The organism is Bariatricus sp. TF06-38A, assembly GCF_027690675.1.
Classification (GTDB): domain Bacteria; phylum Bacillota; class Clostridia; order Lachnospirales; family Lachnospiraceae; genus Allocoprococcus; species Allocoprococcus comes.
In genome coordinates, this window is the sequence record NZ_JAQFCE010000004.1 from 126,292 (window position 1) to 136,459 (window position 10,168).

At 42.4% G+C, this 10,168-nt stretch carries 17 protein-coding genes; all 17 read left to right on the forward strand.

Annotated elements, in window-relative coordinates:
• The 17 genes from PG418_RS05740 (at position 1) to PG418_RS05820 (ending at position 10,168) form a co-directional block, all read left to right on the forward strand.
• Positions 1 to 228, forward strand: coding sequence for a hypothetical protein (locus PG418_RS05740; protein ID WP_225084366.1), 228 nt, complete (start codon positions 1 to 3; stop codon positions 226 to 228).
• Positions 225 to 503 (forward strand): hypothetical protein, encoded by a 279-nt coding sequence (locus tag PG418_RS05745; RefSeq protein ID WP_498837191.1) that lies wholly within the window; start codon positions 225 to 227, stop codon positions 501 to 503. Before PG418_RS05740 ends, PG418_RS05745 begins: the two co-directional genes overlap by 4 nt.
• Positions 500 to 868: a hypothetical protein gene (locus tag PG418_RS05750; RefSeq protein ID WP_118315639.1), complete on the forward strand. Its 369-nt coding sequence runs from the start codon at positions 500 to 502 to the stop codon at positions 866 to 868. Before PG418_RS05745 ends, PG418_RS05750 begins: the two co-directional genes overlap by 4 nt.
• 167 nt (positions 869 to 1,035) lie before the next feature.
• Positions 1,036 to 1,500, forward strand: coding sequence for a DUF8602 domain-containing protein (locus tag PG418_RS05755; RefSeq protein WP_118046771.1), 465 nt, complete (start codon positions 1,036 to 1,038; stop codon positions 1,498 to 1,500).
• Positions 1,501 to 1,596: 96 nt separating this feature from the next.
• Entirely contained in the window at positions 1,597 to 2,010 is a 414-nt protein-coding gene (locus PG418_RS05760) for a phage terminase small subunit P27 family (protein WP_118046769.1), read from the forward strand.
• On the forward strand, positions 2,003 to 3,622 hold the full coding sequence (locus PG418_RS05765; protein ID WP_118315640.1) for a terminase large subunit: 1,620 nt from the start codon (positions 2,003 to 2,005) through the stop codon (positions 3,620 to 3,622). The genes PG418_RS05760 and PG418_RS05765 overlap by 8 nt, the downstream gene beginning before the upstream one ends.
• 12 nt (positions 3,623 to 3,634) lie before the next feature.
• Entirely contained in the window at positions 3,635 to 3,814 is a 180-nt protein-coding gene (locus tag PG418_RS05770) for a hypothetical protein (RefSeq protein ID WP_117528010.1), read from the forward strand.
• A complete protein-coding gene (locus PG418_RS05775) occupies positions 3,814 to 5,046 on the forward strand; it encodes a phage portal protein (RefSeq protein WP_118046766.1) in 1,233 nt (410 codons plus the stop codon). Before PG418_RS05770 ends, PG418_RS05775 begins: the two co-directional genes overlap by 1 nt.
• On the forward strand, positions 5,033 to 5,716 hold the full coding sequence (locus tag PG418_RS05780; RefSeq protein ID WP_498837192.1) for an HK97 family phage prohead protease: 684 nt from the start codon (positions 5,033 to 5,035) through the stop codon (positions 5,714 to 5,716). Before PG418_RS05775 ends, PG418_RS05780 begins: the two co-directional genes overlap by 14 nt.
• Before the next feature lie 4 nt (positions 5,717 to 5,720).
• Entirely contained in the window at positions 5,721 to 6,824 is a 1,104-nt protein-coding gene (locus tag PG418_RS05785) for a phage major capsid protein (protein WP_117528016.1), read from the forward strand.
• Between the two features lie 9 nt (positions 6,825 to 6,833).
• Positions 6,834 to 7,139: a head-tail connector protein gene (locus PG418_RS05790; protein ID WP_180208250.1), complete on the forward strand. Its 306-nt coding sequence runs from the start codon at positions 6,834 to 6,836 to the stop codon at positions 7,137 to 7,139.
• A 5-nt stretch (positions 7,140 to 7,144) separates the two neighbouring features.
• On the forward strand, positions 7,145 to 7,450 hold the full coding sequence (locus tag PG418_RS05795; RefSeq protein ID WP_101874966.1) for a phage head closure protein: 306 nt from the start codon (positions 7,145 to 7,147) through the stop codon (positions 7,448 to 7,450).
• Positions 7,447 to 7,902: an HK97-gp10 family putative phage morphogenesis protein gene (locus tag PG418_RS05800; RefSeq protein WP_118046763.1), complete on the forward strand. Its 456-nt coding sequence runs from the start codon at positions 7,447 to 7,449 to the stop codon at positions 7,900 to 7,902. Before PG418_RS05795 ends, PG418_RS05800 begins: the two co-directional genes overlap by 4 nt.
• 1 nt (position 7,903) lies before the next feature.
• Positions 7,904 to 8,320 (forward strand): hypothetical protein, encoded by a 417-nt coding sequence (locus PG418_RS05805; protein ID WP_117528020.1) that lies wholly within the window; start codon positions 7,904 to 7,906, stop codon positions 8,318 to 8,320.
• Positions 8,321 to 8,324: 4 nt separating this feature from the next.
• Positions 8,325 to 8,969 carry a major tail protein gene (locus PG418_RS05810; RefSeq protein WP_117528022.1) on the forward strand — a complete coding sequence of 215 codons (645 nt, stop codon included), beginning with the start codon at positions 8,325 to 8,327 and terminating at the stop codon, positions 8,967 to 8,969.
• 54 nt (positions 8,970 to 9,023) lie between these two features.
• Positions 9,024 to 9,644 carry a phage tail assembly chaperone G gene (gpG, locus tag PG418_RS05815; RefSeq protein ID WP_118315643.1) on the forward strand — a complete coding sequence of 207 codons (621 nt, stop codon included), beginning with the start codon at positions 9,024 to 9,026 and terminating at the stop codon, positions 9,642 to 9,644.
• Positions 9,645 to 9,727: 83 nt separating this feature from the next.
• The gene (locus PG418_RS05820) at positions 9,728 to 10,168 is read left to right on the forward strand and encodes a hypothetical protein (protein WP_101874971.1); all 441 of its coding nucleotides are present in this window, start codon (positions 9,728 to 9,730) and stop codon (positions 10,166 to 10,168) included.

Consider the following 10,168-nt stretch of genomic DNA (forward strand, 5'->3'; position numbering starts at 1 on the left):
ATGGAAACAAGAAAAATAACGCTAAGAGATTTATTAACAGTAACAGGAGAGAAGGAAAACATAGCACTTTATAAAGCTTGTGATGAAGGAAAGAGATTCATTGTAAATATTGAATGTGAAAGCGCAAAGAAATATCTGAGCAAAGATATACTTGATGATGAAGTAGAGATAGTAGAAGGCGTTTGTAGCAAGGGTGTAAAAATAACAATGAAAAGGGAAGGCTTATGATTAGAAAAGGGCAAAGAATAAAAGTAATATGCAACGAAGCCAGGCTTAAGGAAGTAGGCGTAAGGCAGAAACATATTAAGCATATCCTGGGGAAGATAGGTACAGTAAAGGAAATACGGAAGCTGCCGAACACGGACGATATGTACGCCTATTTTATACACTTCCGTTATGTGAATCTGAAAGCAGCACCAGGGAATAAGAAGCCTTACTATGCTATGCTGGACGATATGATAGAACCTATTAACCTGGAAGTAGTAGGAGAAAAGAAGAAATGATAGTATACGGTAGAAAGAACGGGAAGACACTACGAAGCACACTTAACAGCGTGACGGAAGTACGGAACGGTTACATATATGCAGCAGCTACAGGAGAGCGTATAGCGAAGATAGGCAATGTAATAATGATGAGCCTACAGGAAATGTTATTGATAATACGGGCGAGCTTCGGAAACAAGAAAGCAAAGAAGGAATTAAGACAGCGGGAAATACGAGACAGACAAAAGCAGATCATACGAAGCCGAAGGCGGCAGCAGTTGTTACGTGAGAACCAGGACAAGAACAATAACTGGAAGCGTATACATGGACTGCCAACGACCAGGAAAAAGCGTGGAAAAACTCAGCAAACTATAGAGAAAACATAACAAAAAAGAATTGAAACTAAAGAAACTTTATGATAATCTATAGATACAAACGCAAGAAGAATTAGGTAAAGGAAAGCACCCTTTGCCTGGTTCTTCTTTTTTTGTTTGTCTAAACCTCCCAAGTGCCGCATGAAATCCAGGGCGGCACTATGAAAGAAGAAAGATAGATGCTTAAGAAGTTATGCAGTTACCCGGGCTGCCACAAGGTAGTAGAAGCTGGGGTTAAGTATTGTGACAGGCACAAGAACACAGACAGAGAGAAGTACAGAGAATACAAGCGTAAGCGTATGGAGAACGAAGAGGAAGCCCGGCGGCAGCAGTTCTATAATAGCAAAGCCTGGGAAGGGTTCAGAGCCAACCAGGAAGCGGCGCAACTTGGCGTAGATATATTTGAATACTACACAACGGGAATAGTGATAACAGCGGAGCAGTACCACCACATAGAAGAGGTTACGGAAGCATGGCATAGACGACTTGATAGAGACAATGTAATAGGGCTGAGCGAAGCAAACCACAGGCGCATACATAAAGAATATGACCGCGGATACATGGCAAAAAAGAAGATGCAGCGAACGCTTTACGATATGCTACAGCGCTTCCGGCGCGAGTTCGGAGACAGCGGGGGGATATAAAAACTTTTTATTTCTTTTTAAAAGTCCCGAGTTCAAGTTGATTTGAAAAAAAACGCCGATTTTTTGTATAGGGGGGGGGTCTGAGAAGGTGGCAGTATGGCGAATGAAGAAAAAAAGACAGAAAAAAACAAGCCGAAACCTTGCCCGAAGTGGTTAAGTGCGGCGGCTAAAAAAGAGTGGCGAAGGATTGCGAAAATCTTCGCGGAAGAAGAAAAAGAATTTACGGACAAAGACCTTAAAGCCCTAGAAGCTTACTGTACGAACTATGCAAAGTGGCAGAAGTGCGAACAGATCATAGACGAAAAAGGTTACAGTATGGAAGTGGGCGATAATGGTTACGAACAGCAAAGACCAGAAGTAAGCATAGCAAATAAAGCACAGACGGAAATGAGAGCCTGGGCGAAAGAATTAGGATTAACGCCAGCGGCGCGGCAGAGAATGAAGGCAGAGAGCGCACAAGGCGACGGCGGCATAGACGCGGAGCTGGACGGAATGATAGCACATGATTAACACGGAACTGCTTTTAGCTGCCTGGTTGGAGAAGTTACAAAAGAAGTGGGATACGGAAGAATACTACTACGATGTAGAGGAAGCAAAGAAAGTATTTAAGTTCGTGTCGAAGTTGACCAATGATAGAGGAGCAAGCCGAAACTTTGATTTATTAGAATTTCAGTTTGAAATAATAACAGAAATCCTATGCGTAAAGAGAAGGAGCGACGGCAAGCGGAAACATAGAGAAGCACATATAAATATACCGCGAAAAAATGGTAAGTCATTCCTGGCGGCGATTATAGTAGTATATCTCTTTTTCTGTCAACGGCATATCTTCGGCGCGCTTTTTATTTTAACGGCAAATACAACCAAACAGGCGGGCGAGCTGTACGGAACGGTAGAACATTTCATAAAAGCAAATAAGACGCTACGCCGCTACTGCAAGATTACAAGCAGTACGAAAACCATTATACGGAAAGATAACGGTAATAAGCTTATGGTACTGTCGTCAGATGCAGACAACGCCGACAGCTTTAACGATTATGTAGCCGTCCTGGACGAGATACACCAGGCGAAAAACGACGAAATGTACGGAAAGCTGAGAACGGGACAAGGAGCATGGGACGAGCCGTTAATAATGACAATTACAACGGCTTCCAGCGGAGAAGACCCGGCAAACCCGGAAATGCAGCTTTATACTATGGCAAAGAAAATAGAAGCCGGGGAAGTGAACGACCCGAGCTTTTACTATAGGATTTACGAAGCTGATAAAGATTGTAATGTTGAGGACGAAACACAATGGTATAAATCGAACCCGGCATTAGGAGTATTTAGGAAGCTGGAAGACCTGGCGAACTATGCGAAGCGTATACGGCTTATGCCTTTACAGGAAAATATGTTTAGGCGTATGTTCCTAAACCAGCACGTAGCGTTAGACCATGAAAAAGGCGCTATAAATATGGACTTATGGGACTTGTGTACGAAAAAGGTAGACACGAAAGACTTAGAAGGCTGGAAGTGCTGGGGCGGACTGGATTTATCAAGTAAAAATGATATTACGGGCTTTGTCCTGGTGTTTTATGAAGAGACAACCGGGCGATTTATCGTAGTGCCGTACCTGTATACGCCGAAAGAAACGGTAGCTTACAGGCAGCATAAGGACAATAACCCTTATGAGTACTGGATAAAAAAAGGCGATTTGATAGCTTTAGACGGAAAATATGTAAATTTTGAACGCTTCTTAGACCATGCGGTAGAACTGGACGAAAAATACAGGATAGAACAGATAGGCTTCGACCAGTGGGGAAGTACAACAATCATAAACCGATTAGAAGACCGCTGGGACGTTATCCCAATAGGACAGGGAACTAAGACTATGACACAGGTTATTAACGATTTTGAGAACCTATTAGTAGACGAAAGGCTGGTTATTGCAGAAAATGAGTGCTTCCGATTTATGGCGAAAAACTGTATAGCAGTTTACGACGAAATGTTAGGAGTCAAGTACAGTAAGAAGAAAAGTAAATTTAAAATCGACGGTGTAATAGCCATGCTTATGGGCTTGCTATTGTGCATCGAAGAAAATGGTATTGAACACTATAACCCGGTGGAATACCTGGACGCGATGTAAGAAGGAAAAAATATGCTTAAGAAGTTAAAAAACATGAAGAAAAAAATAGTGATCGCAGACGGGCTATTATTGGCAGCTATGGCGGTAGTGTTTGGGACGACATACGACATAAACCCGCATATCGGTATGTATGTTTTAGCTGCTGAGCTGGCAGCAGTCGCGATTATGATAGTAAGGAGCGGTAAAAGTTAATGTTTTTGGATTTTTTGGAAAAAAGAAGCGAAGAAGTAGACGATACGCCGCGACTTACGGACGAAGAAAAGCTTTTTTTAAAGGTTTTTGGGATAGAAGAAGACCAACCAGCGGCGGCAATGAAGGAAGCAACCTACTTTACCTGTATAAAAAAGCTGTCGGAAGCAGTGGCGAAAACGCCGCTATATCTTACCCAGGACACGGAAACAGGCGAAAGAAGGGCAAAAGAACACCCGTTATATGAGCTTTTGAGTTTAAGACCAAACCCGTATATGACGGCGGTAGACTTTTGGAAGGCAATAGAAGCCACCAGGCAACACGAAGGAATAGCCGGAGCGGTAAAAGTGTACGGAAGAAAAGGAAAAATAGAAGCTTTGTACCCTTGCACGATAGAAGGAATCACTATAGACGATGCGGGTGTACTCAGATCAACCAAAAAGCATAAAGTTTTAGTTGATTTCAAAGTACCAGGTACGGGAATGAACGAAAGCGCCTTTTATGAGGATTTGCTGATATTCAAAGGCTTTACTATGGACGGAATTAACACGGAAGCGGTAAGGACTATCGTAAAAAGCACGATAGACGTACAGATTAAAGCACAGAATTACCTTAACACGTTATTTGATAATGGATTGACTAACAAAATGGTAATACAGCTTACAAGCGACATAAGGGACGAAAAAGAGCTTAAAAAGATACAGGAAAAGTTTGGAAAACTGTACAGCAAAGGAAAACGTATTTTTACAGTTCCGGCGGGATTTAATGTACAACCCGTAAATTTATCCCTGGCAGACGCACAGTATGAGCAGATAAGAAGAATGTCTATAAGTCAGATCGCGGCGCTATTTGGTATAAAAATGTATCAGCTTAACGACTTGAAAGACACAAATAATAATTCGCTAGAACAGCAGCAGTTAAGCTTTTTGGTGGATACACTGCTTATCCTGTATGAATCTATCGAACAGGAAGTAACGTGGGGCTGCTTAACAAAAGACGACAGGGCACAAGGATATAAAGCGAAGCATAACACAAATGTTATTTTGCGTTCTTCGCCGGAAACCCAGCAAAAAATATTATGCGCTTACGTGGCGGGCGGAATCATGAAACCGAACGAAGCCAGGTTAGAGCTTGGAAGGGAAACTACAGAGGACGGGGACGACCTTATAGTAAATGCTGGTGTGCTTAAGCTTAAGGACTTAGGAAAGGACACAAAGGGAAATGCCGGAGAATAACACACACAGTACAGAAGATGCGGCGGAAATCCAGGAAAGAAGAAATTATGCAGCGTGCCAGGGGATACCGCTTGAAGTGAGAGCAGCAGAAGGCGAAGAAAGCCGCACGATTGGCGGTTATGCAGTTAAGTATAATACGCCTGTAGTTATTACTGACCGCTGGGGCGACAAATATTTAGAGGAAATCGCCGCGGGGTGCTTCGATGAAAGCTTAAGCAGATGCAAAGAGAACGGCAGCGAGATAAAAGCGTTATGGAATCACGACACAAGCCGACCACTTGGAAGCACGAAGACGGATACACTCAGATTTAACATGGGGGATACTACCGGGCTGAATTACGACATTGATTTACCTAATAACACATGGGGAAACGATGTACGGGAAAGCGTGAAGCGTGGAGACGTAGACGGTAGTAGCTTCGGTTTTATCTGTTTAGAAGATAAATGGAGCAAAGTACAGCACGAAGGCGAAGAAATGTACAAAAGAAGTGTTGTAAAAGCGGAGCTGTTGGAAGTAAGCCCGTGTACGTTCCCAGCTTATGACAGTTCACAAATTAACTGTAGAAGCTTTGAACGTATGAAAGCAGATACCAAAGAAGAGAAACGGCTGGAAGAGCTGAGAAAAGAAGCGCGACTTTTGGAAATCGCAGACGAAAATAACAAGGAGTAACCACATGACAGTACAGGAATTAAGAGAAGAGATTGTACAGAAAACAGAGGAAATTAACGGATACCTGGAAAGCAGAGACGCGGACAAGGCGGAGGAAGCTTTAGCAGAAAAGAGAAAATTACAGAAATTGCTTGCGGTAAGAGAAGCAGAGGACGACGAAGAGCGGGAAGACCTGGGAAGACAGAAGAAACAGAAAGAAAGCAGATCAACAGGAGCAGTAAGCGAGTTGAGAGCTGCCGTAAAATTTGCTTTGCATGGAAAGGCAGCACTGACAGACGAAGAAAGAGCTGCCGTAAATATCGACGGTAACGCTGCTATTCTGCCGGAGCAGTTCGTAAACGATATCCAGGTATTAAGAGCTGGTTTCCCAAGCCTTAAAAACCATTGCCATGTAATCAAAGCAACCTCTAACCATGGCAAAATGCCGTTTGCAAAAATCGGCGGTAAAAAGCTGAAAAAGTATAAATCTGGCACGAAGCTTACAGGAGAAGCGGCAAATACAGAGGATATCAAGTACGACATTGAGAATTACGGTTCGCTTGTACCGATTGCAAACGATTTACAGGAAGACGAAGCCGTAAATATCGTACAGGAAGTTATTAAGCCGGACTTCGCGGAAGCTGGGGTTAATACTGAAAATGATGAGATTATGCAGATCGTAGAAGCCAATGCCGTAGACAAGTCTACAGGTGCGAAGGATTGGAGAGATGTAAAGAAAATTATCGACGGAGTATTACCGACACTTCGCGGAAGAGTGGTAGTAATTACAAACCTTTCCGGCAGCGTGTACTTAAAGTCACAGGAAGATAAGAACGGAAGAAACTTAGACCTGGTTAAAGAGGTAAACGGTAAAGAATACTTCCAGGGTAAAGAGCTTATTACGCTGAGTGACGAAGATATTACAGCAAGCACTACAGAAAAAATGATTTTCTATGTAGTAAATTTGTATGCCCTGGTTAAATTCTTCGAGAGAAAAGGCTATACAGTGTCTACGGATAAGTCTGTATTCTTTGAATCTGACGAACTGGCGCTGAAAGTACAGGAGCGCTTTGACTGTGAGAAACTGGACGACAGAGCAGACTTTAAAATTGAGTTCGCGGCAGCGTAGGCGTAGCTTATGGCGATCACATTACAGGAAGCGAAGGAATATTTAAGGGTAGGCTATGACGATGATAACGACTATATCACGGAGCTTATAGATATATCCGAAGCTTATATAGACGGTTGTGTGGGTACTGCATACCGGGAAAAGGATAAATACAATAGCGAAGAAGAATATAAGAGAGGTTGCAGACTTGCAACCCTCTTACAGAAGAAAGTAATAAGCGATATGTACGACGTAAGAGGAACTACAGTAAGCAATAACACGAAACAGGATAAGATAACACAAACTATCCTGGATAAGCTAGCGAATGTGGGGTAGGTAAAATGTATGTAATGATACAGAAGCGGCAAAAGACCGTAGAAAAAGGGCGACCAGTAGAAAAGTGGGACGACTACTTAAAATGCTGGTGTGAAGTAAAGAGCCTGTACGGGAAAGAACTGTATACCGCCCTGGAAGCAAAGTTAGAAAATGTAATGAACTTTGAAACGCGATACTGCAAAGCCCTGGAAGCCTTAAATACAAAGGAATACCGGGTAGTATGGGGCGAACGTATATTTAAGCTTATCAATGCCGATTACGGCAAATACGACCGCCGGAAAGTGGTACTTAAAGGGCAAGAAGTAGTATGAGTTTTAATATTACTATGGATTTTTTGGGACTGGACGAAGTGCAGCGGGAAATAGAAAGGCTTGCTACAGCGTCGGAACTGAAAGACCTAAATAAAAAGATTGTAAAGAAAGCCGGGAAAGTCGGCTTAGAAGAATCGGAAGGGCAGATAAGGAAGAAAGCATACAGTAAAAACCCTATGAAATCCGGGCGGCGCGGCAGCAGGACGGGGCAGCACGCGGCGGATAATGTCCCGGAGAAGGGAACGACACAAAGCGGGAACTATGGAGAAGTCATAGGCTGGGAAAAAAGCGATACTTCGCCATTTTTCTACATGAAGTTCCATGAATGGGGTACGACGATGCATAAGCCTAAAAAATTCATGCTGGAAGCAGCGCGCCCGACATATCGCGCACTAAAGAGCATAGCAGAAGAAGAATACGAGAAAGTTTTAAAGGAAAAGTTAGGGGGATAATATGGCACTTCTGAGTGAAGAAGAAAAGCAGCAGCTTAAGCAGATCATGGCGGATTATCCGAATAACGAAGACCTGGATTTAACGGCGTATATAGCAGACGTAATAGGTATAACGGGAAAACACGTAGAAGAAGGCTGGTATAACCAGGATATAAACGATACCCATATTACTTTTTACTATATTACGGATACCGACGCGAACCATAGCGACGATAAGAACGAAGCAGAAGAATACTATATACAGGTAGATATATGGAGTGAAGAAGATTGTTTTCTTTTGAAACGGAAAATAAAGAAATTACTTAAGAAGGCGGGCTTTACATATTTTGCGGGAAATGATGATTATGAACAGGATACGAAAATATACCATAAAGCAGCGCGATTTTATTTTTTGATAAATACCGAAGGAGAAGACTAAGGTAATGAAAGTCCAGGAAAATAAACAGACGATTGAGAGAAGCCGAGTAGTAGGCTTAAAGGATATCTGTGTAGCGGAAGTTACTACAAACGATGCTACGACCTATGCAGCAGACACACCTACCAGGCTGGCGAAAGCAATCACGGCAACTATTAAAGAGACATTCGAGGTAGAGTACTTATACAGTGACGACGAAGTAGAGGATACTACAGAAACATTTGTAAAAGCAGAAATTGAGTTGGAAGTAAACAGACTGACACCGGGCGACTATGCGTTACTGTTTGATTCCCTGTATAAATCCGGCTACCTGGTAAAATCAGAGAGCGACAGAGCGAAGGAAGTTGCTTTAGGATTCCGGGCAAAGCAGAACAACGGGAAGTACGAATTTGTATGGTACTATTGCGGAAAAGCAGAACACCCGGAAGAGTCCTACGAGACAATCAAGGACAAGAAGACCGCTCAGACACAGAAGATTACATTTACTTTCTACGCAAGAAAGAAAGAGGATACCGTAGACGGAAAAGCAAAACGCTTCTATGCGCTTAAGGTGGACGAATCACAATTACTTGAAGAACATGCAAACGCTAAAAAAGCTATTGCGGAATGGTTCGGGGCGGTACAGGAATACAAAGCAGATGTAGCAGCGTAAAAAGAGAAAAAAAGGGGCGGTGTCATATTCTGACACCGCTAAGAAGGTGCGAATATGAAAATAACAATTAACGATAAAGAATATGAAAGTGGAAAAATTACAAGAGAAAAATACAGATCATTTTGTGAGACATTCGACAGCTTTTTAAAGAAGGAAGTTGCTTCTATGGTTTTCACAGACGAAGACTTAGATAAAATGATTGAATCTATCGTAGTGGTATACGGAAATCAGTTTACATTTGATGAAGCCAGCGACGCGCTGGACGAAATCCCGGATATTCTGCTTAATTTCTCACTTATCAATGCGGAAATTCTGAACAAGAGCAATTTACAGGCGGAAAAGACAGCAAAGACCGGGAAAGCAAATATTATTACAATCGGCGGCAAAGAATACGATTGCGGAAAGATTGGAAGAAAGAAATATAAAGCCTTCCGCGAGGTATACGAAAGACTGACACGCCCGGAGAAGCAGACCTATACAGACGCGGAACTGGATGAAATGATTAACACTATTGTACTGGTGTATGATAATCAGTTTACTTTTGAAGAAGCGAACGAATCTTTAGAAGATGTTTCAGAGATTATTTTTAACTTCGGACTGATTAACGCGAATATCCTTAAGAAGCTTAAGGACGAAGCCGCGGGCGCAAAAAAAAATTTGAGCTCACAGGTGTAATAGACTACTGCCTGGAATGTGAGGAAGGAGAAAAAAGGCTATACAGAATCACGACATACGCTTACCGAAGATTTATAAAGCTTATGGAGAGAATTAGCTGTACTGATGATGAAGACGACTTATTAGAGCTATACGCTGCCGTGATACAGGCTGTATTTAACGACAGGGTAGAGAATGAAGAAATAGAACGGCTGGACGTAGCAGACATTATAGATACGTTTGGAGCGATAGTAGAAATCATAGATATTTCTGTCAATGAAAAAATACGGTATCTTGGTACACTTTTGGGCGGAGTGCCGGAAGAAGACCAGGGTAGCGCGTTCGATGAATACGACCAGGAAAATGGATATATCGAAGAGACGACGCAGGAAGAAATATGGAGATCATACGGGGACAACCTGGACGCTATCCTACAGATATGTATAAAGAGTATGCGAAACAGCTATAAGGAGTGCTTAGAATCAGATTTAAGCGACTTATTGGACTACGTTGTATTTCAAGTCGAATATGACCGGGAAAAGTAG

What these genes read in the sequence shown, in the direction of transcription:
- PG418_RS05775 (WP_118046766.1), top strand. Translation starts at nt 3,814, where the DNA reads ATGTTTTTGGATTTTTTGGAAAAAAGAAGCGAAGAAGTAGACGATACG.
- PG418_RS05770 (WP_117528010.1), top strand. Translation starts at nt 3,635, where the DNA reads ATGCTTAAGAAGTTAAAAAACATGAAGAAAAAAATAGTGATCGCAGAC.
- PG418_RS05785 (WP_117528016.1), top strand. Translation starts at nt 5,721, where the DNA reads ATGACAGTACAGGAATTAAGAGAAGAGATTGTACAGAAAACAGAGGAA.
- PG418_RS05745 (WP_498837191.1), top strand. Translation starts at nt 225, where the DNA reads ATGATTAGAAAAGGGCAAAGAATAAAAGTAATATGCAACGAAGCCAGG.
- PG418_RS05795 (WP_101874966.1), top strand. Translation starts at nt 7,145, where the DNA reads ATGTATGTAATGATACAGAAGCGGCAAAAGACCGTAGAAAAAGGGCGA.
- PG418_RS05790 (WP_180208250.1), top strand. Translation starts at nt 6,834, where the DNA reads ATGGCGATCACATTACAGGAAGCGAAGGAATATTTAAGGGTAGGCTAT.
- PG418_RS05805 (WP_117528020.1), top strand. Translation starts at nt 7,904, where the DNA reads ATGGCACTTCTGAGTGAAGAAGAAAAGCAGCAGCTTAAGCAGATCATG.
- PG418_RS05750 (WP_118315639.1), top strand. Translation starts at nt 500, where the DNA reads ATGATAGTATACGGTAGAAAGAACGGGAAGACACTACGAAGCACACTT.
- PG418_RS05800 (WP_118046763.1), top strand. Translation starts at nt 7,447, where the DNA reads ATGAGTTTTAATATTACTATGGATTTTTTGGGACTGGACGAAGTGCAG.
- PG418_RS05765 (WP_118315640.1), top strand. Translation starts at nt 2,003, where the DNA reads ATGATTAACACGGAACTGCTTTTAGCTGCCTGGTTGGAGAAGTTACAA.
- PG418_RS05810 (WP_117528022.1), top strand. Translation starts at nt 8,325, where the DNA reads ATGAAAGTCCAGGAAAATAAACAGACGATTGAGAGAAGCCGAGTAGTA.
- gpG (WP_118315643.1), top strand. Translation starts at nt 9,024, where the DNA reads ATGAAAATAACAATTAACGATAAAGAATATGAAAGTGGAAAAATTACA.
- PG418_RS05760 (WP_118046769.1), top strand. Translation starts at nt 1,597, where the DNA reads ATGGCGAATGAAGAAAAAAAGACAGAAAAAAACAAGCCGAAACCTTGC.
- PG418_RS05755 (WP_118046771.1), top strand. Translation starts at nt 1,036, where the DNA reads ATGCTTAAGAAGTTATGCAGTTACCCGGGCTGCCACAAGGTAGTAGAA.
- PG418_RS05740 (WP_225084366.1), top strand. Translation starts at nt 1, where the DNA reads ATGGAAACAAGAAAAATAACGCTAAGAGATTTATTAACAGTAACAGGA.
- PG418_RS05820 (WP_101874971.1), top strand. Translation starts at nt 9,728, where the DNA reads ATGGAGAGAATTAGCTGTACTGATGATGAAGACGACTTATTAGAGCTA.
- PG418_RS05780 (WP_498837192.1), top strand. Translation starts at nt 5,033, where the DNA reads ATGCCGGAGAATAACACACACAGTACAGAAGATGCGGCGGAAATCCAG.